This window comes from Salinisphaera sp. T5B8, assembly GCF_040361255.1.
In the GTDB taxonomy this organism is placed as follows: domain Bacteria; phylum Pseudomonadota; class Gammaproteobacteria; order Nevskiales; family Salinisphaeraceae; genus Salinisphaera.
Window position 1 is genome coordinate 146,782 of record NZ_APNG01000002.1, and the last position, 19,973, is coordinate 166,754.

Here is a 19,973-nt window from a genome sequence, read left to right on the forward strand (position 1 = left end):
CGCCGTGGAAATCGCCATCTATACCTTCTGTGTGATGTATTCGCCGGGACCGGTAAATCTGCTTGCCTTCAATGCCGGCCTGCGCGTGCATCCGTGGCGCCTGGCCGGCTATTGCGTGGGCGTGGGCACGGCCATGTTCAGCGTGTTCCTCGTGCTCGGTTACCTGGGTGCGGCGGTGGTACGCAGTGCCCTGCTGCCCTATTTCGCCGCCGCCGGCAGCGCCTACATCCTGTATCTGGCCTATCACCTGTTTACCGCGCGTACCGACTGGCATCAGCAGACGCCCGCGCCCACGCGCATGCGCTTTCACCAGGGGTATCTGTTGCAACTGCTCAACCCCAAGGGCTGGATACTGGTATTGCCGGTGACGACCGTCATGTTCCCGGCCGCGGGACTGTCCGGCTACCAGATTCCGGTCTGCGCGCTGCTGATCTCGCTGGGCGCAATCGGCGCGCCGGGCAGTTATGCCGTGCTCGGCCGTATGGCCGGGCGCCGTATCGGTAACGGCCGTACCTCGGCTTTCGTGAACAAGGCGATGGCCCTGGTACTGGTGGCCGTGGCGGTGTCCATCGTCTACGATTTCTTCATCGCAGGCACACACGCGGCATGATCACGCCCATCAACGACAACGACTGGTTCATCCATTCGCGTACACCGCGCATGGAACGCCTGGAAGCCTATTTCGGCGGCCATGCCTACGATCCGCATCGCCACGATACCTATGCCGTCGGCGTAACCCTGGCCGGGGTCCAGAGCTTTCACTACCGCGGGGCCCACCGGCACAGCCTGCCGGGACGGACCATCGTGATTCACCCGGACGAAATCCACGACGGCCATGCCGGCGCGGCAGGCGGCTTTCGTTATCGCATGATCTTTATCCCGCCGCATGTCTTTCAGGACATTCTGCGCGGCCAGCCATTGCCGTTTCTACCGGGCGGGATCACCACCGATCCGCGCATGGCGCAAAGCGTTGTGCGGCTACTGCGCCATATCGATAGCCCGCCCGAGGCGCTGGAAGAAGACGACGCCCTGTTCGAACTGGCGATGGCGATGAACGCGGTTACCGGTCACCGGCCGCCCCCGCGGCGTTTCGATTACCCGGCCGCGCAACGCGCGCGTGCCTTCATCGACGAATCCCCCAGCACAACGATCACGCTGGCCCAGCTTGAAGCGGTAAGCGGCCAGAACCGCTGGCGTCTGTCGCGGGATTTTCGGGTGCTGTTCGGCACCAGTCCCTATCGCTATCCGACCATGCGTCGGCTCGAACGCTTCAAGGGCTATGTGCAGGCCGGCAATACGCTCGCCCAGGCGGCGGTCGATGCCGGTTTTGCCGATCAAAGCCATATGAACCGCCAATTCGCCGATGCCTACGGCATGCCGCCCGGGCGCTGGTTCAAACTCACACGCCAGTCCACAGACACCTGAGCGCGCACCGGCCGCTAGCGCAGCGCGGCTTCGCTGTATTCGAGAATGCTTGGAATAACGAGCGCTTCTTCGTCGTCCAGATGACGGTCGAGCAACCCGTGCAGCCGCTCGGCGCGATCGCTATAGGCATCGGCGCTATAGCGCGGCGCATCGCCACCGCGCTCGATATCGCGCAACAAAGCCTGCGCACTCTCGACGACGGTCAGCACCTGGGCATGGATGATTTCATGATCGTTCTCGAGCAGATCGAAGCCAGCAACCAGGCGATTGTCCAGCGCCCGAAACCGCGGAAAATAATGCAGATCCTCGATACGGTGGTGGCCTTCCAGATGCTGCAGATAGTCACGCAGCTGACCCGCGAACACACGCCCGAAGGTGGCGATATCGATCCGCGCTTCGCGAAAATCCCGAGTCGTTTCGGCCAACACTCGCCCCTGGCCACGCAGGCCCGCGTGCACCTGTAACCAGAACGCGGCCAGTTCGCCGTAGTTACGATGCGCTGGCCATTGCGCGGGCGGATACCGGTGTCGCAGCACCATCAGCTCGGCCGGTGGTGCCTGCCGCTTGTCCAGGCGCAACTCGTCGGAAATGCTTTGCATGGCCGACAGAATAACGCGATCGGCGGCGCTGGGCGCGCGTCGCCGAACACGCGCCCAGCGCTTATCCGGGTTCAGCGCGCCGGCGAGGCCACCTGCGCATCGGGCAGATCGACGATCGGCAGGCCGACCTGGCCTTGGACATCGATCACGCCCGGAATGGTCGAAAAACTCGCCACGTATTGCGGATGAAAACCATAGATCATCAGGCCGATTTCATCGCCAACCTGCAGCGCCCGACTGAGGCCATTGAGTTCAACGCGCTGCTCGCCAGTACCGCGCACCGGGCGCACCTGTTTGTTGACCAGTTCCGCGCTTTCGTTGGCATCGCGACGCACGCCGATGCCCAGAAACGCTACCGGCGCGACGCCACCGCCGGTGATCTGAATATCGGCGACCGGGATACCAACCAGTGCCTGGCCGGCACGCTCCACGGTTGTCAGCGGCACGAAGGTGCCACCACTAAGCAGCTCGTCGATCTGGTCGGCAGGCAGCGCGTTGATCAATTGCGCCAGCACGAAGCTCGGCGTGGCATCCGAAGGTACCCCGCCCTGCGGATTGAGCAGCGTGTCGACGATATCGGTGGCGTTATCGACGGTGACGGCCAGCGCATCGACCAGATCGTCCACGGTATGGGTGCGCAACAAATCCAATAGCAGGCTCAAGCCGCCGGTCGTTGCTTGTGCGCTCACCGAATACCCGTTGCCGGTAGCCGGGTCGGCGACGGGCAACGTATCCAGCGCCACGCCCTGGTTGTCGGTCACGGTCACGCAATTGCTCGGAATCGGCTGCGGTAACGGCGTGCCGCGCAGCTTCCAGTTGAGGTAATCGAGTTCGAGCGTGGCCGTATCGAAGGTCTGGCGGCCACAGTGCAGCGTCGCTTCGGTGCTGTAGGCGACGCGGTCCTGGGATTGGAGGCTTTGCAGCACCGGCAGGGTATGCCCGAAACGCATGCCCACGAAATGCACCTCGTTACCCGCCGCGCGCAGACATTGCGCGTTCGCCCAACCCTCGTTGAGGGTGAACAGCGTATCGGCCACGCCCTGGATAATCAGCGCATCCACCTGGGCCGGTACCCGCCCGCTGGCGCTCGGCCCGAGTTGTCCACCCGCGGATTCGCGGCTTTCGCAAAACGAGCGCGGGCTGTTGTTATAAAACTTGTCGCGTACGTCGGCGGAAAAACCGCGCTGCGTCAGCGGCGCCGCGAGACCTTCGACAAGCGCCTGGTAGAGCAAGGGGTCGAGACGCACCTGCGATGTCGGAATGCCGAGGGCGACCAACAGCACGCCCCAATCCGACTTGATCACGTCGCCGGGGCTGAGGCTGTAGAGCAGGTCATACCAGCCGACGGTGGGCACGATCGCGTCGAAGCGCGGATCGACCGCCGCACCGACCAACTGGAAGCCACCGCCATAGGAGAGCCCCAGTGCGCCCACAGCGAGGTCGCCGTCCTGATAACCCAGATGGCCACGATTGTCCATCTGCTGTTCGGCCCAGTTGAGGATCGCCTTGATGTCTTCGCCTTCGAAGTCCGGGTCGATCACTTCCACCTGACCTTCGGATTGCCCGAAGCCGCGTTCGTCGAAGCTGATGACGAAATAGCCCGCGGCCGCAGCCCGACGGGCGGCCTCGGCCGAGGGCAACGTGCCCCCGGTAAGCGTTTCGTAGAGGGTGTTCTGATCGCGCCCGCGCAGGCGCGTACCGCCAAAGCCGTGACTATGCAGGATCAAGGGCGCGGCTTCGCCCGGTGCCAGTGCAGGCTGTAGCACGGTAATCGCGATGTCGGTGCCGTCTTTGGGGTTGGTCACCACCGCGTTGTAATCGCGCGCCACAACCGCATTGGACGCGTCGCCGCCCGGCGTGAGCGTCGACCCGGGCGTGGCGCCCGGCGTATCGCCGCCGTCCGGCGTCGACCCGGATTGCGACTGGCTGTCCGTGCCCAGATGCACCGCGTCCGAGTCGTCGTTACAGGCCGCCAGGGCCAGCAGGCTCAGTGCCAGCACGGCCACTCCCAACACGCGGCTCGCCCGTCGAAAACCGTATTGCTGCAACATGTAACTCCTCCCCACCAAGACGCTGTTTTGTTCTACGAGAATCAATCTATCGGAAAAATTTCTATTTTTATAGTCTGACGCGCCTCTGGTACGAAAGCACAGCTGCCACATCGGATTGCCGTGCCCAATATATTGCGGCGCAATCGAAACCATCCTGCTATGCTTGACGGCCGGGTCGGGGGAACACCTTGGGCATGCCACAAACGCAGATCGCCGCCGGCGTACAGTCAGCGTCCTTGTCGGAGTCGTGGGCGTTATGGCTCAAGCTCGTGAGTGCCGGCGCCACGGTCGCCCTGACCTCGGTGCTGGTGGTACTCACGCTCTCCCTGTACACCCGGCGCGATCAGTACACGCCGAGCGCGGTGCATTTCACCCTGGCCAATCTGGCCACCGCGGGTTATGTCGTCAGTGACACGAGCGTGCACCTGGGCATCGCGCTGGCCAATACCGGGCTCATCGAAATCGCCTACCGAGTCGCATTATGCGTACTGCCTTTGGCGTTGGCGGCCTATATCTGTGTCTATTGGTGTCTGACGTGTGCTGGCTGGCCGTCGCGGCGCCGTCTCGGTATCACCTACGGGATCGGCCTGTTTGCGATGGCCCTGCCCTGGATCGATAGCCCCTACATGGTCGTGGCAGACACGCGGCTACGCTTTTCAGGCTCGAATGTCTTTCTGGATTACGGCGCGGCGGCCGGGCCGTTCTTCGCGCTGTGCCTGGGCGTATTCGCATTCGTGAGCTATCGCGTCTTGCGGCTGGCCGCGGCACAAAACAGTGCCCATATCTCTTTATTGACCGGCTTCGGTTTTACAATCTTCGTGCTATGCGGGCTGCTCGATGCAAGCCGCGAACTCGGCCATTCGATTCTGCCGGTCGATGCGCTCGCGCTTTCATGCGTACTGTTTCAGACGGTCGCGCTCGCGGTGATGGTCCGTCATTATTCGCTGACCCTGGACGAACGACGCGCCCACAGCGCCCAGCTCGAGCACGCAACCGATCGTGCCAACCGCGATGCGCTGTCGGGGCTCTACAACCGCGGTTTTTTCGAGGATTACATGACACGCCCCGGTGTCGCCGCGCGCGGCGGGCTGCTGTTCGTGGATATCGATCATTTCAAGACGATCAACGACAACTATGGCCATGCCACCGGCGACCGACTGATCCAGCAGCTGGCAACCTGTCTGTGCGAGGCTACCCGAGAGCACGACATCGTATGTCGCTGGGGTGGCGACGAGTTCGTGATTCTGTTGGAACTCAGTGGCGATTGCGAAACCGCCAAACCTGCGATCGAGCGCCTGGTCCGCGCGCTGGATCAGGCGAGCGTCGATGGCCCCGATGGCCTGACGCTCAGTGCCAGCATGGGCTATGCCGAGTTCGACCACGGCCAGTGGCAAGAAGCCCTGCAACGCGCAGACGCCGCGCTCTACGAAGCCAAGCGCGGCGGTCGCAAACGGGTTCGCATCGCGGGCTGAACCGCCACTGCCGTGCCGGTATGCCCGCATCCGTCTGCGCGGCCCCGACACACCACACAGCTGGCCCGGCACACGCCACCACACCGAAGACGAGCACATTCAGCGGCCGCGATCGCGCCCTGGCGTATCCACCTGCCCGCCGCCGTGCCAACAGCGCGGCCCCCGAAGCGCGGCCGCAGGCTGGCCTCTGGCATTCGCGCAGCGGGCCGCCAGACTGGCCGCCCGGAAAACGGGCGGGCATACTCCGAGTTGACGGTAACAACAATTTCTAATGGCAAACGAGGGGAACGTCGGCCGTGATCGTCACGAGGGGAGACTGTGCCCGGCCACTCCAGCTGTCCGTCTGGACCGAGCCGTACCTGCGCAAGGCGAAGGCAACCCGGCCGCAAGCCTTTTTGCAGCCGGGAACGGGTCTGCGCACGCCAGGGCCTACGCGTGAACAGCGTCACCGTGCCTGACGAAGCCCTGTCTTTTCATCGGCATCGTCGCGCGCTGATGCAGGTGCTGTTGATCTTTACCGCCCTGTTCGGCGTGATGTTCATCGTGCTGAATTTCTTCGCCGGCAAATATTTGCTCATGGGTGTCGAAATTGCGGTTACGGCCTTTGCCCTCGCCCTACTGCCGGTCGTCCGGCGTACGCCGTATCTGCAACTTTGGTCGATTGGTTATCTGTTTGTGCTGTATAGCGGTGTGAGCTATGCCCTGATCGCACCCGATACATCGGTCACGGTATTCGGCTGGGTTTTGCTCATGCCCGTCGTCGCCCATCTGTTGATCGGGCGCTTGTGGGGCGGATTGCTGTGTGCGGTATTCGTACCGCTGGCCGGGGCGGTGTTCATCTGGCGCTTTGGCACTGATCCGATATTCGCCAACCCGGGCTCGATCGCGAACATGGTCACGATCACATCCTGTAGTTATCTGTTGTCTTATGTCTACGAAGGCAGCCGCACCGAGGCCGAACGCCGCCTACGGCGCATGGCCGCCACCGATGCACTGACCGGCCTGCCCAATCGTACCCGTCTGGAACAGATCTACACGGGACACATGAGCGTCGAGCGCTTGCCGCTTGCCCTGCTCATGATCGATCTCGACCATTTCAAACGCATCAACGACAACCACGGCCACGGCGCTGGCGATACCGTATTGCGCGCCGTGGCCGCAATAATGCGTGACCGGATTCGCGATAGCGATTTCGTCTGTCGCCTGGGCGGCGAGGAGTTCTGTGTATTACTACCCGCAGCGGACCTGTTCGCGGCGCGCGAGCTGGCCGAACGCATTCGCGACGCGATCGAAACACTCGAGTGCCGCGAGCGCGAAGCCGTGTTGCGCTTGACCGTCAGTATCGGTATCGCGATCGCCGAAGATGCTGCCGTGTCGCTCGATACGCTGCTGCACGCGGCCGACCAGAATCTGTATCGCGCCAAACTCGGCGGGCGCAACCAGGTGATCGGGTGAACCGCGCATATCGAGCGGTACTGCGCGACATGCGTTCGAGCGGCTGCGGCTTGCGAACAAACGGCCAGCGACGTAGAAATAGCGCGCCCACTTGCCCGTGACCCGGTCCCTGTCCATGAGCCGTAATATCGAAATCGACACCGCCGATGGCCGTATCGACGCCCACGTATTTACACCTGCCCAGGCGCATCGTCCCTTGCCTGCGGTCATCATGCTCACCGATATCGGCGGGCTGCGCCCTTGCTACCACGAAAAAGCCCAGATTGTGGCCGATGCCGGGTATGCGGTACTCATGCCCAATATCTATTATCGCGACGCGCAGGGCGCGGTCGTTCCCGAGGGCAAGTCCTTTCGCGACGAAGACGTACGTCCAACGCTGTTCGACTATGCCGCCCATCTCACGCCGCACGCCCAACGTCGCGATTTCCAGGCCTGGATCGACGCCATCGATGCGCAGCCCGAGTTCGATAGCGCTGCCATCGGCGTGGTCGGTTATTGCATGACCGGCGCATTCGCCCTGCGCATGGCGGCGTGGCAGCCGGAACGTATTGCTGCGGCCGCCGGTTTTCATTCGGCAAACCTGGCCAAGGCCGACGACCCGGACAGCCCGGTGCATGAGCTCGATTCGATACGCGCGCAGGTGTATCTGGGCCATGCCGATGGCGATACGCTGCTGCCGCCCGAGCAGATCGCGCGCGTTGATGAGGCGCTGGCGAAAGCGGGCGTGCACTTTTGCACCGAACTCTACAAGGGCGCGGGCCACGGCTACACCGCCAAGGACGCGCCGGTCTACGATGCGCAGGCCGACGCCCGTCACTACCGGCGGCTGCTCACGCTGTTCGAAGAAGCGCTACAACCGCGCGCGACCGGGTAGTCGCGACCGGTATCAACGACCGATGCCGGCAGGCCGCGTCTTCGCGAACGGGTCGGCGCGTACGTAGGCCTCGAACCGGTCGGCAGTCAGCGCTTTGCTGAACAGGAATCCCTGTTGCTGCACGCAGGCGCCGGCCAACAGGAAATCGCGGGTGGCCACACTCTCCACGCCTTCGGCGACGACCTCCATACCCATGGCCTGCGCCAGCGTAATGATCGTATGCACGATTGCGGCATCGTGCGGATCGGTGAGGGCTTCGCTGACGAAGCGCCGATCGATCTTGAGCTGGTGCAGGGGCAAATTCTTGAGGTAATACAGCGAGGAATAGCCGGTGCCGAAGTCGTCGAGCGCGAAGCGAACACCCCGTACGGCCAGCTCCGCCATGATTGCGCGTGCGCGCTCGATGCTATCAAGCAATACGCTTTCAGTGAGCTCGATCACCAGCCGCCGTGGATCGATTGCAAACCGCTCGATGGCGGTTGTGATATCACGGGTGAAACTCGGATCGTGAAACTGGCTGGCACTGACGTTGACCGCGATCGAGATCGACGACATCGCCGGACTTCGGCTCCATTCGCGAAGGCGGCGACAGGCCTGCTCGATCACCTGGCGGCCGAGCGGCACGATCAACCCGCAGGCCTCGGCCACGGCGATGAAATCGCCAGGATAGACCACACCGCGGCTCGGGTGATGCCAGCGCAGCAAGGCCTCTGCCTTCACGGAGTTGGCCGCCAGATCCAGCTGCGGCTGGTAATAGAGCACGAATTCGTCGTTCTCGATGCCCTGCTGAATTTCTCGCTCGATCGCCACGCGGCTATCGATCGCCTGCTGCATCTGCGGTTCATACAGGCACAGGCCGTCGCCGCCTTTGGCCTTGGCGCGATACATCGCCACGTCGGCCTGCTGGAGCAAGGTGGTCGCCTCACAGTCGTTATCGCCAAATATCACCCCGCCGATGCTGCAGCTCGCACGGCGTTGCTCGATCGTGCTCAGCTCGAACGGCGCCAGCAGCGCGGTACGCACGATGCCGGCAATCTCGGCAGCCGAGGCCGCGGCCGCGTCACGGTCGGTACCCAGATCCTCCAGCACCACCACGAATTCGTCGCCGCCAAAACGCGCGACCGTGTCGTCCTCACGTAAACAATCGCACAGGCGTCGCGCGGCCTCCACGAGCATTTCGTCGCCCACGTGGTGGCCCTGCGTGTCGTTGATCGATTTGAAATCGTCGAGATCGAGAAACAGGATGGCGCCGAAACGCCGCTGCCGGCGAGCATGCACCACCGCATGGGCCAACCGGTCGTCGAGTAAGCGGCGATTGGGCAGATGGGTGAGCGAATCGTAATACGCCAAAAATTCCACTTGCGCTTCGGCACGCTTGCGCTCGGTGATATCGGCGATTACACCGAACACCGCCGCCGGATCGCCCTGGATATCGTCTTCAAAACCACCCTGGATCGCGATCCAGCGGATATCGCCATCGGTACGCTGGATACGGCAATCGAACGCCCAGCGCTGGTGGGCGCGCGTGGCCTGTTTGAACGTGCGATTGACCCGCTCGCGATCGACTGGAATCACATGGGCGAGAAACTTTTCGTAGGTCCAACGCGGCTGCGTGTGCTCGTAGCCGAAGATGCGGTCGTGAAGGTCGGTACGCCATGCCTCGCCGGTGCGCAGATTCAAGCCCCAGGCGCCTAATTGCCCCACATCGAGCGCGACCTCGAGCTGCGCCGAGTAGGCGCTGGTCGCGATGCGATCGCCAAACCCGCGTACGGTAATAACGACCACAGCACCGGATCGCCGACGATTGCCTGCATCGACGTCGTGAAAGGCGACCAAAACCGGGATCTTGCGCCGTTTGTCGGCACTGCGCAGATGCGCGTGCAACGGCGCGCGCTCGCGACGGGCGCGCGCCAGCAGCGCGTCGATACCCCTATCCAGAAAATGGCCCAGCGGCAGACCAACAATATCGCGGGCCTGCTGTTTGCCCACGAGCCGCGCGAGCGCCGGGTTTGCCTGAACGATACGCTGGCGGGCATCGATCACACACAAGCCACGCCGGCTTGGACTTCCTACCATTGCGCCCCGCTCCCTCGTGCCCGTTTCATCTGAATGCCCGCACCGCGCGCCGTGATCATCTACCCGCGGTGCCTGTAACCGAACACGTCGCGCTCGGGCCACGTCGTTTCCATATGACGCGCGACAGACAGAGCGTGCCAGCGCTGTTTCATGTTCTTGAATCGGCGGCCGTGCGCGGTACTTGAATATGATTCATTGTGCACAATATATATTGTCGAGAATTCACTAGCAGGAAAATTCAATGGCCCTGGATAAAGTTCTCTATCGCGCGCAAGCCACAGCAACCGGTGGTCGCGACGGCCACGCAAGCAGTGCCGACGACCAGATCGATCTGAAACTGGCCACGCCCAAGGCCATGGGTGGCGCCGGTGGCGAAGGCACCAATCCCGAACAGCTGTTCGCTGCCGGCTATTCCGCCTGTTTCATCGGCGCCATGACGGTCGTGGCCGGCAAGCAGAAGGTTTCGTTGCCCAAGGACACGCAGGTCACCGGCGAGGTGGGCATCGGCCCTTCGGGCGAGGCATTCGGTATCGAAGTCACGCTCAACGTATCGCTGCCGGGCATGGACAAGGCCGAAGCCGACAAGCTTGTCGAAGCCGCACACCAGGTCTGCCCGTATTCGAATGCCACCCGCGGCAATATCGATGTCACCCTGAACGTGCAGGTATAGCGCCATGGGGCCCCTGCCCGCGCCCGAGGCCATCGTCGCGGGCACGGGCAGAGCCCGCGAAGAATGTACGTCTATTGTGTGTTGTGCCTATTCGCGCGATCATTACATTCGTATCAGTGAATTCGACAGGTTAGCTCGGCTTCTTTGACGTTGTGTCATGGATGAAGCGATGAAAAAGTCCAACGGTTTTCGACCCCGATTCATCTTCGTGTTGGCGCTGGCCGCAGCCGGCGGGCTGGCTGGCGGTACGTGGTGGTATGCGCAATCTCCGCAGTTCAACGGCGTCGCGACCTCTACCGAAACCACACCGGTGGCTGACGCAACGCGAACCGGCAAAGCCAGTGCTGGCGAAACCCAGGCCCTGGCCGAGCTGCCGCTTGCTGTCGACGGTGCCACGCAACTGGTGGAGCACACCAAAGCGCAGCGCAGCGACAACACACCGGTGCATGCCAACGATACACACGGCGTGGATGCCGACACGGCCGGTACCTTCGTCGAAAACGACTCGCCCGCCAAGGCGCTGGATTTGAATGTCCCGGCCAGCCCTGCCGACGACAATGAACAGCTCAATGCAGCGAAAGTGGCTACGAATACCCGCGAGGTCAATCCGCTCGATGTCAGCGAGTTCGAGCGGCAGGCGCCCAAGGTGGAAAGCTATAACCTGTTCAAGTCGGAATACGGTCTGCGCGGCTTCATGAAGCAGAACTGGCTTAACCAGCGGGTCGCGCTCCAGGGTGGGCTGGGGCTCAACGACGATCGGCTGATCAAGACCGATAGCGACTTTCGCGACGATATCGCGGTGGGCATGGGGCTGATCGTCGCCTTCTGAACGGCCGCACCGGCGTCGCCGCCCAGCTACAGATTACCGCCGAGGCCCGCGATCACGCGGCCTCTGGCGTAGCCTTGGTCGCCCTGCGCAACAGGATATAGGCCAGCGTCGAGCCGGCCGAGGCCAGACACATCACGATCGCCATCGCTGCGGCATCACCGCCGAGCAGACCGACCAGCCAGGTGGCGACCGCGCCGCAGGAAAACTGCACCACGCCAAACAGGGCCGAGGCCGCCCCGGCCGCATCCGGCGCCATATCCAGCAGACCGGCCACCGTGTTCGCCCCGGCCACGCCCACCGTCGACAATAGAAAGAACAACGGCACGGCCACACCCCAGAAACCGCCGACGCCGCTCAGCGTAGTGGCCAGAAGCACCAGCGAACAGGCCAGCGTATTCACCACCGCCACGCCCAGCAGCGTGCGGTAGCCGAAATACATTACCAGCCGGCCGTTGGTGGCGGTGCCGATGAGCATGGCGAAGACATTGGCCCCGAAATAGAAACCGAACAGCGATTCGTCGACTCCGAACTGGTCGATATAGACAAAGGAGCTGGCGGCGACATACGAGAACAGGGCTCCGAACATGAGCCCGCCGCAGAACAGAAACAATGCGATCGGGCCCCGCTTGAGCAGCGCGAGATACCCCACGTATTGCGCCAGGAGGCTGCGATCGCGGATACGCCGTTGCGGCGGATGGGATTCGTGCAGCAAGACCGTCAGTGCCACCAGGCACAGCAGCGCGTATACGCACAGCAGCCAGAAAATACTCGGCCAGGCCGCGAACTTGAGCACCAAGCCACCGACAATCGGCGCCAGCAAGGGCGCGGTGGCCATCACCATGACCACGAACGACATCACGCTGGCGGCCTTCGATCCATGAAAACGATCGCGCACGATCGCGCGCGACATCACCGGCCCGGCGGCTGCGCCAAAGCCCTGCACGGCCCGTGCCGCGATGAGCATGCCTACCGAATCGGACAAGGCACAGGCAACCGAGGCGAGCAGATACAGCCCCAGACCGAAATACAGTATCGGCAGGCGCCCGTAGCGATCGGCCAGCGGGCCATAGGTCAGCTGACCGGCCGCCAGCCCGACAAAGAACAGGCTGAGGCTGTACTGCACATAGGCCGGATCGACCGCGAACTCACGCGCCAGACCCGGCATCGCCGGCAGGTACATGTCGATCGACAACGGCGTCACCGCGGTGAGCATGCCGAGCACCGCAATGAATACGAAATACGCCGCGCGGCTTTCGAGGGACGTGGCCATGCAGGCGGCTCCTTGGGAGGGGTTGGCCGCGGCGCGTCGGCGACGGCGCGAGGCGCTGGCTCAGTCGGCCGAATGAAGCGCGCGGCGGATCAGAGCCGCAGCATTATGCCAGCCGGCATCGATCACGGCCACGGCTTCGCCGGGCGTATCCAATGGTGGATGCAGCCGTGTGAGCACCCGCGCCGGTGGCATTTCCACCGCCAGCGTATAGCCCGACTCGTGCACGATACGGGCGGTCGCGGCCCAGTAGACGGTGCGGGCCATGTTGTAGACGAGATCGTCACGAATCTGTTCGCTGCGCCACAGGCGGCGCTGCCGGTTGGCGCTGAAGTAGGCACAGGCCGGCGTGGCGAACGGCGTATCGGCTGCGGCCTGGGCCAGACGTTCGGCCGGGGCACCAAGCAACGCGCAATGCGACGGGACCGCCATGTCCAGGCGCTGGACGCGCGACGCGCCCTGCTCGAGCGCGACCGTAGCCAGCCGCTGCAAGGCGTCGTCGTGACCGGCGACCACGATCTGGCTATCGCTATTGACGTTGCCGACATACAAGGGCCTGTCATCACGGTAGAGATCGGCCACCAGTTCACGCACGCGCGCCTCGTCCAGGCCGATGACCGCGCTCATGCCATAGCCGGCGGGGTACGCCTGCCCCATGAGCCGGCCGCGTTCGCGCACGAGCGTGAGCGCATCGGCATAGGCGATCGCACCCGCGATCACCGCCGCCGGCCAGGCACCGATGGACAGTCCCATCACGGCACCCGGCGCGCCGGTCTCCGCAGTCAGATGCCGGGCGCTGGCTACACCGACGATGGTCAGGGCGAGCTGGACGGTTTCGGTATCGGCCAGTGCTTCGCGACTATCGAGTCGCGCCATATCGCAGCCGAGCACATCGGCACTCTCTACCAGTGTTTCACGCACCGCCGCGCTATCCGGAAGCGCGGCCAGCATGCCGGGACGCTGGGCCCCCTGGCCTGCAAATGTCAGTACCACGCCCATGCCGATCAGCCTACCAGCGCCGTGTCAGCTGCCAGCGGTGCGGGCGACCATGGATTCGGACACAGGAACGGACCTTGATCGCTCTTGACCAGAACCTGTGTATTGCCGGCTGCCCAGTCCGCCAGTGCCACGCCGCCACGCGGCGTTTCCATCTGAATATCGCAACGCACCGCAAGCCCGGCTAGCGCGTCGATCACCGCGCGTGCGTCGGCCCGCGCTATCTCGCGCGGCATTCGCAACAACACATCGATATCCGAGGCCTTATGACACACGGCCTCGCCCGTGGCCAGTTCGTAGCCGACCGCGCCGCCCAGACCCCAGCACAGGCCGGTTCTGTCGAGCGTACGCGCCATATCACCCAGCACAGCCAGTGCGGGGATGGCCCGTCGTCGCGCCGGGGCAAGCTGTGCGATACGCGCGCTCAACTGCTCGGGCGTGCAGATATCGGCCACTTGCGCCGAGTCGATGGTCATTGCAAAGCGCTCGCGTCGACACCCGCCGCGCACACCTACCGGCAGCCGTCCCGGCATACGGACTGCGCGTCGCACCACGAACGGCCCGCCCCGCCCCAGTATCGGTACCACCCAATCCGGCGTGTCATCGGCGCAGCGCTGGGCCTGTGTCCAGAGCAGATCGTGCGGCCGTGCCGATACCGCCGCTTCGACGCGGCTGTAATCGATACGCCGGCCGACACTCAATCGCCGGCCCATTGGGCACGCAAACGTTCGCGCACCGTGACCGATGCGGCCCGGCCTTTGGCGTCCAGGCGCGCGGCCAGACTGTCATCGTCGCCGATATCGGCCAGCGCCTGCATCAGGGTCTCGCGTGCCGCAGCAACATCTGTCTCGCCCGGCGTATCGGCATTGGCGACCGAGAGACGGGCGAACAACAAGCCGAGACGATCGAAACTGGCGATGTCATAGGCCATCGGCGTAATGGTTTGGGCGAGCTGCTCGACGCCTTCGACGGTCCGCTGGGTAATACGCGCGGCGGCCTGTTTACCCATCGCATGCACCTGTACGCGGTCGTCGTCGAGCGCGATCAGGCGATTCGCCTGGTAACCATGGGCAAGAAACGCGCCCGACATCGCTTTGCCCACGATCAACCCGAGCACCGGATGACCGGCCGCCCGGGCCGTGGCATAGGCCTCGACCGCCGCGGCCAGGGCCTGATGAATACCCAGGGCTTCTTCGGTACGCCCATAGGCCTGGCTGGGCACATCGATGACGGCGACGATCGCCCGCTTCTCGGCCTGTTCCGCATCCGCATCGAGCACGTCACGCACCGCCTGGGCCAGCGCCCACCCCTCGACCAGACCCACCTCGCCGTCGCGCGTGCGCGGGTAGGCATTGTCGGCATCCGGTACGACCGCGATATAACGGGCTGCGATATCGCCCAGCGGTGCATCCACCACCCGCACGCTGGCCGGGAAATGGTCGACATGGGGCGTGTTGTCGGTCAGCGCGGCCAGCCAGGCGGCGCCGCGCGAGGGATAGTGGTTGGTACTCATCGGCCGTCTCCGGCTGCAGGGTTCATATCGGCGAGCATCTCGCGTGCCCAGTCGGCATCCGCGCGCCGACTCGTATCCAGCCCGCGCAGCCGCGCCAGATGGGCATCGATCGCCTGTGTGCGGGGCAAGTCGGCGACGGGCGCAGCCACGGCCTGGGCGATCGCCGCGCGAATCTGCGCGGTATCGTCGTCGCACAACCTATCGACCAGGTCGGTCGCATGGCGCTGGGCACCGCCGGTCAGGCTCCAGATCATCGGCCGATCCCGCGAATCATATTCATCCACACCGGCTTCCTGTTCGATCACCTGCGGGCCATTGAGTCCCAGACGCGCCTCGCGCGTCGCAATCAACGTCGAACACAGCCCGGCGGCGATAGACATGCCGCCGAAACACCCCACCGGTCCGCTGATCACCCCGATCACCGGGACATATTCACGTAGAGCGACAATCGCGGCATGGATTTCGGCGATCGCCGCCAGACCGCAATTGGCTTCCTGCAGGCGTACGCCGCCGGTTTCGAGCAGCAGCACCGGCACCACGGGCGTGCCCGCACGCGCATCTTCCAGCGCCAATTCGAGTGCACCGGCGATCTTGGCCCCGCCGACCTCGCCCATCGAACCGCCCTGAAAGGCCGGCTCGATCGCTGCGACAACCACGGCCACGCCGTCGATCGTGCCGCGGGCGAGCACCACGCCGTCGTCGGCCTGGGTGACGATATCCTGCAGGCCCAACCAGGGCGAGCTCAGGCGCTCGAACGGGTCGAGCAGTTCGCGCAACGTGCCGGCATCAAGCAGATGCTGCACCCGCTGGCGTGCGTTTTTCTCGACAAAGCTTTCGCGTTGTAACAGTTCGGCGCTTTCCATCACGCACTCTCCGGGCCGCTGGCGGCCTGTTCCATGGCCTGGGCGATGCGTAGGCGTACCACCGCGGGCGTGGCCCCGAAATCGTTGATTTCGAGGGCGACCGCCGGCTGTTCGCTATTGGCGAAAATACGATCGATCACCGCTGTCCATATGTCGTTGACGCCGTCGACGGATGTCGTAATCGCGACCGTCGAGCGTCCCTGGCCCGCCGGTTCGAGCAGCACTTCCAGATCGCCCGAGCCGACCACACCGGCCAGGGCGCGGCGCGCGGCCGGCGCGCCGGCGGGATATTCAAGCGATAAGCGTTGCATGGCCTTTCTCCTTGAGGCGTGTATCGCCGCACCGCACCCGGCCCCAGGGCCGTTGCGCGGCGTACTCGAGGGCATCGATGAGCAGAGTCGCCGCGAGCAGATCGGCGCTGCCGCCGGGCGAGGCATTGAGTCCAAGCAGTTCACGTTCGAAACATGCCAGCGCGCGGCCGCCGGCCACCGTGCCGACCCCGCCCATGTCCAGGATGGCAGCGGCATTGGCTTGTACCTGCACAAGCCCCGCGCGCCCGGCCCGGCTGAGTACGCAGGTGTCGTCGAGCACCGCCATGATCGCCAGCAGTGCATTCAGCCGGGCCACGCGTTCGCTACAGCCGCGTGCCCGCGCGCGGCGCAGCATCGGCAGGCCCGCCTCGGCCAGTGCCGGGAAGCCGCGACAGGCTTCGCCGCGCGCGCCGGCAACGTGATAGCGCTGTACCGCGCGCTGACCATTGGAACAGCGCAGCGGCGATACCGCCGGGTCGTCGATCGCGGCCATGGCGGCCACCCCTTGGAGCAATACCGGCGCCCGCCAACGCGGACGTTGTGCAGCCACCGCCACGATCAGACCCAGACCCCAGATCGCACCGCGATGGGTATTCACCCCGTTCGTGGCGAGCATCATCCGGGCTTCGCTTTCGCGACCGAGCAGACCCAGCTCGGCACGCAGCGTGTATGGGTCACGCTGTTCGATGCCTGCGGCGGCCATATCGTGAAAGCCGATTTCCAGCGCATCGACCGACGCATGCATCAGGCCGTGATCCATATCCCGATGCGCACCGGTATCGCGCCGATCCACCAACCCCGGTTTGGGGGTGAGATCGATCTCGGCTCGCAGCGCGACGCTGGCGGCACGCGCGAGCATGCCGGGCAAGGTTTCGGCGCGTACCGTCGCGCCTGTGTCGTGTTGTGTCATTACCAGCTCCGAAAACGTGCCGGTGGCTCGTAGAGCCCGCCCGACCAGTCGACCAGATCGGCGATACTGCTGGCCGCCAGCTGCGAGCGTGTCGCCTCGGTACGGCTCACGCCCAGATCCTCGGGGGTGCGGATCTTGTCCTGTTCGCGCAGGCGTTGTGTGGTGGCTGCGTCGGCACTCAGACCCAGCGGCGTGACCCCGGCGACAGCCGCGATCATCGCACGCCGCTCGTCCAACGATTCGGCCTTGTAGAGATAGGCCAGGCCTTCCTCGGTGAGCAGATGGGTGGTGTCGTCGCCGTAGACCATCACCGGGGCCAGATCCAGCCCGGCCTTCTCGGCGACCGTTACCGCATCGAGGCGATCCACGAAGGTGGGTTTGAGCCCGGCCTGGAAAGTTTCCACCATTTGTACGACGAGCTTGCGCCCGCGTGCCATGGGGTCGTTACTGGGCGCGAGATTCGCCCAGGCCGGCGTGGCATGACGGCGCCCGCGGGCATCACAGCCCAGATTGGGGGCGCCGCCGAAACCCGATACACGTGAGGTGGTTACTGTCGACGAATTACCGTCGCCGTCCATTTGCAGCGTCGAGCCGATGAACATATCGGCGGCATAGTGGCCAGCCAGCTGGCAGAACGCGCGATTGGAACGCAGCGAGCCGTCCGCGCCGGTGAAGAACACGTCCGGGCGCGCGGCGACATAGTTTTCCATGCCCAGCTCGGTGCCGAAGCAGTGCACCGTCTCCACCCAGCCGGATTCGATCGCGGGAATAAGCGTCGGGTGCGGATTGAGCACCCAGTTCCTGGCGATCTGGCCGCGCAGGCCGAGTTTTTCGCCGTAGGTGGGCAGCAGCAATTCGATGGCTGCGGTATTGAAGCCAATGCCGTGGTTGAGCGATTGCACGCCGTGCTCGGCGTAGATGCCCTTGAGCGCCATCATCGCCATGAAGATCTGTACATCGGTGATATGGCGCGGGTCGCGGGTGAACAACGGCTCGATATAGAACGGCTTGTCGGCCTGTACGACCACATCCACCCAGGAGCCCGGAATATCCACGCGATCGAGCTGGGAGACGTCGTCGACGATCTCGTTGGCCTGGGCGATGACGATACCGCCGGAAAATGCCGCGGCCTCGACCAGTGCCGGCGTGTCTTCGGTGGACGGGCCGGTATAGAGATTGCCCTGACGATCGGCCTTGAAGGCGGCGGTGAGCACCACCTTGGGAATCAGGTCCACGAACAGCCGGGCATAGAGCTCGATATAGGTATGGATCGCGCCGACTTCGATGGTGCCGTCCATCATCAGCGCGCCGATACGATGGCTCTGGGTGCCGGAGAAGGCGAAATCCAGCTTGCGGGCAATACCCTTTTCGAACACTGCCAGATGTTCGGGCCGACCGACGCTGGGCTGGATCATGTGCAAATCGTGTACGCGCTCCGGGTCCAGCTCGGCCAGCGCGCGCGACAGGAAATCGGCCTGCTTCTGGTTGTTGCCCTCGGCGATCACCCGATCACCCGGCGCGATCAGCGCATGCAGGGCATCGTGAATACGATCGGCCGGCAACTGTTTGGCATCGAGCCACGGCGCGACCCGGGCCATGCGGGCCTGTTTGTCGTCGCGGCGCGTGGTCCACTGGCGTTTGGTCATAGGGATTCCTGGCTTGCGCGAAGCGCGCTCACGTTAGAATGCGCGACGCGGCGGTTCAATAAACCTGTCGTTGACTTCGTTAACATCGAATGTCGACGTCCCGGAGAACGTGTGTGAGCAGCGACGAGATCACCCTGCGCAAGCTCGAGATCTTTCTCGTGTTCATGCGCGAACGCAATCTGGCCCGGGCCGCGGAAACCCTGTCGCTGTCGAATGTGTCGGTGCACAAGGCGATTCATTCGCTGGAAGCCGCGGTCGGCTGCCCGTTGTTCGCCCACCGCAGCCGCTCGCTGGAACCGCTGGATTCGGCCTTCGTGCTCGAACGCCACGCCAGCGATATCATCGAACGTATTCAACGCAGCGTCGACGACACCCGCGCCGCGGCCGGTATCTCGCCGAGCATCTTTCGGATCGGCTCGCTGTATTCGCTGACCGTGGCCGTGGTGCCGCGCATCATCAATGCGCTCAAGGCCGATGTGCCGGACTGTGATATCGAACTGGTACTGGGCTCGAATGCCGATCTCGAAGACAAGCTCCAGGCCGGCGATATCGACGCCGCGCTGATCTGCGTGCACGAACTCGGCCGGCGCCGGCATCGTCTGGTCACGCCCCTGTTCGACGACGAAATCCATTTCGTCCAGGCCGCCGGCGCCGTTGCGCAGACCGGCGCGCCGGTCGATCTGCGGCGTTTCGACGGCGAACCCTTCGTGATGCTGTCGCAGGAATTTTCCACCGGCCGCGACAGCTATCGCATGTTCATGCAAGCCGGCGTCACACCGCGCGTGGCACTGAGGGCCAACGATATCTTCACCCTCGCGAGTCTGGTCAAGGGCGGTGTGGGCCATGCCCTGCTGCCCAAGCGTATCGACGATATCTATCCCGGCGCGCTGGCTTTTTTGCCCGTGGCGGACAGTCAGCGTGTCACCCAGACCATCGGCCTGTGCTATCTGAAGTCGCGCCAGGCCGATGAACGGATCACGGCCCTGGAAAAGGCCGCGATCGCGGTCACCGGCTAG

At 64.1% G+C, this 19,973-nt stretch carries 19 protein-coding genes; 8 read left to right on the top strand and 11 right to left on the bottom strand.

The window, feature by feature from the left end:
* The first annotated feature begins 4 nt into the window (after positions 1-4).
* Positions 5-610, top strand: a complete 606-nt coding sequence (locus T5B8_RS02440) for a LysE family translocator (RefSeq protein WP_353175926.1) — start codon at positions 5-7, stop codon at positions 608-610.
* A complete protein-coding gene (locus T5B8_RS02445; RefSeq protein ID WP_353175928.1) occupies positions 607-1,425 on the top strand; it encodes an AraC family transcriptional regulator in 819 nt (272 codons plus the stop codon). Before T5B8_RS02440 ends, T5B8_RS02445 begins: the two co-directional genes overlap by 4 nt.
* A 14-nt stretch (positions 1,426-1,439) precedes the next feature.
* Here the strand turns inward: T5B8_RS02445 and T5B8_RS02450 are convergent, their stop codons facing one another.
* Both T5B8_RS02450 and T5B8_RS02455 read right to left on the bottom strand, forming a co-directional pair.
* On the bottom strand, positions 1,440-2,024 hold the full coding sequence (locus T5B8_RS02450; RefSeq protein WP_353175930.1) for a hemerythrin domain-containing protein: 585 nt from the start codon (positions 2,022-2,024) through the stop codon (positions 1,440-1,442).
* A 71-nt stretch (positions 2,025-2,095) separates the two neighbouring features.
* A complete protein-coding gene (locus T5B8_RS02455) occupies positions 2,096-4,075 on the bottom strand; it encodes a CocE/NonD family hydrolase (RefSeq protein ID WP_353175932.1) in 1,980 nt (659 codons plus the stop codon).
* A 194-nt stretch (positions 4,076-4,269) separates the two neighbouring features.
* Between T5B8_RS02455 and T5B8_RS02460 the strand changes: the two genes are divergently transcribed.
* The 3 genes from T5B8_RS02460 to T5B8_RS02470 all read left to right on the top strand — a co-directional run bounded on the left by T5B8_RS02460 (position 4,270) and on the right by T5B8_RS02470 (position 7,876).
* The gene (locus tag T5B8_RS02460) at positions 4,270-5,547 is read left to right on the top strand and encodes a GGDEF domain-containing protein (protein ID WP_353175933.1); all 1,278 of its coding nucleotides are present in this window, start codon (positions 4,270-4,272) and stop codon (positions 5,545-5,547) included.
* A gap of 435 nt (positions 5,548-5,982) precedes the next feature.
* Entirely contained in the window at positions 5,983-7,002 is a 1,020-nt protein-coding gene (locus T5B8_RS02465; protein ID WP_353175936.1) for a GGDEF domain-containing protein, read from the top strand.
* Between the two features lie 115 nt (positions 7,003-7,117).
* Positions 7,118-7,876, top strand: a complete 759-nt coding sequence (locus T5B8_RS02470; protein ID WP_353175938.1) for a dienelactone hydrolase family protein — start codon at positions 7,118-7,120, stop codon at positions 7,874-7,876.
* A gap of 12 nt (positions 7,877-7,888) precedes the next feature.
* On the opposite strand, the gene T5B8_RS02475 is transcribed toward T5B8_RS02470, so the two are convergent.
* Positions 7,889-9,952 carry a putative bifunctional diguanylate cyclase/phosphodiesterase gene (locus T5B8_RS02475; protein ID WP_353175940.1) on the bottom strand — a complete coding sequence of 688 codons (2,064 nt, stop codon included), beginning with the start codon at positions 9,950-9,952 and terminating at the stop codon, positions 7,889-7,891.
* A gap of 241 nt (positions 9,953-10,193) precedes the next feature.
* Here T5B8_RS02475 and T5B8_RS02480 point away from each other — a divergent pair, with 241 nt between their 5' ends.
* A complete protein-coding gene (locus T5B8_RS02480) occupies positions 10,194-10,622 on the top strand; it encodes an organic hydroperoxide resistance protein (RefSeq protein WP_353175942.1) in 429 nt (142 codons plus the stop codon).
* A 169-nt stretch (positions 10,623-10,791) separates the two neighbouring features.
* Positions 10,792-11,451 carry a hypothetical protein gene (locus tag T5B8_RS02485; protein ID WP_353175943.1) on the top strand — a complete coding sequence of 220 codons (660 nt, stop codon included), beginning with the start codon at positions 10,792-10,794 and terminating at the stop codon, positions 11,449-11,451.
* Between the two features lie 52 nt (positions 11,452-11,503).
* Here T5B8_RS02485 and T5B8_RS02490 read toward each other — a convergent pair whose 3' ends face one another.
* From T5B8_RS02490 to mdcA, 8 genes are read right to left on the bottom strand one after another with little or no spacing between them, the layout of a single operon-like run.
* Positions 11,504-12,721 carry a Bcr/CflA family multidrug efflux MFS transporter gene (locus T5B8_RS02490; RefSeq protein ID WP_353175944.1) on the bottom strand — a complete coding sequence of 406 codons (1,218 nt, stop codon included), beginning with the start codon at positions 12,719-12,721 and terminating at the stop codon, positions 11,504-11,506.
* Positions 12,722-12,781: 60 nt separating this feature from the next.
* The gene (locus T5B8_RS02495) at positions 12,782-13,717 is read right to left on the bottom strand and encodes an ACP S-malonyltransferase (RefSeq protein ID WP_353175945.1); all 936 of its coding nucleotides are present in this window, start codon (positions 13,715-13,717) and stop codon (positions 12,782-12,784) included.
* Positions 13,718-13,722: 5 nt separating this feature from the next.
* The gene (locus T5B8_RS02500) at positions 13,723-14,427 is read right to left on the bottom strand and encodes a malonate decarboxylase holo-ACP synthase (RefSeq protein ID WP_353175947.1); all 705 of its coding nucleotides are present in this window, start codon (positions 14,425-14,427) and stop codon (positions 13,723-13,725) included.
* Positions 14,412-15,227 carry a biotin-independent malonate decarboxylase subunit gamma gene (gene mdcE, locus T5B8_RS02505; protein WP_353175949.1) on the bottom strand — a complete coding sequence of 272 codons (816 nt, stop codon included), beginning with the start codon at positions 15,225-15,227 and terminating at the stop codon, positions 14,412-14,414. Before mdcE ends, T5B8_RS02500 begins: the two co-directional genes overlap by 16 nt.
* Entirely contained in the window at positions 15,224-16,093 is an 870-nt protein-coding gene (locus T5B8_RS02510) for a biotin-independent malonate decarboxylase subunit beta (RefSeq protein WP_502950732.1), read from the bottom strand. Before T5B8_RS02510 ends, mdcE begins: the two co-directional genes overlap by 4 nt.
* Positions 16,090-16,401: a malonate decarboxylase subunit delta gene (locus tag T5B8_RS02515; RefSeq protein ID WP_353175952.1), complete on the bottom strand. Its 312-nt coding sequence runs from the start codon at positions 16,399-16,401 to the stop codon at positions 16,090-16,092. The genes T5B8_RS02510 and T5B8_RS02515 overlap by 4 nt, the downstream gene beginning before the upstream one ends.
* Positions 16,382-17,311: a triphosphoribosyl-dephospho-CoA synthase gene (locus tag T5B8_RS02520; protein WP_353175954.1), complete on the bottom strand. Its 930-nt coding sequence runs from the start codon at positions 17,309-17,311 to the stop codon at positions 16,382-16,384. Before T5B8_RS02520 ends, T5B8_RS02515 begins: the two co-directional genes overlap by 20 nt.
* Positions 17,311-18,957: a malonate decarboxylase subunit alpha gene (mdcA, locus tag T5B8_RS02525; protein ID WP_353175956.1), complete on the bottom strand. Its 1,647-nt coding sequence runs from the start codon at positions 18,955-18,957 to the stop codon at positions 17,311-17,313. The genes T5B8_RS02520 and mdcA overlap by 1 nt, the downstream gene beginning before the upstream one ends.
* A gap of 113 nt (positions 18,958-19,070) precedes the next feature.
* On the opposite strand from mdcA, the gene T5B8_RS02530 reads away from it, so the two are divergent.
* On the top strand, positions 19,071-19,973 hold the full coding sequence (locus tag T5B8_RS02530) for a LysR family transcriptional regulator (RefSeq protein WP_353175958.1): 903 nt from the start codon (positions 19,071-19,073) through the stop codon (positions 19,971-19,973).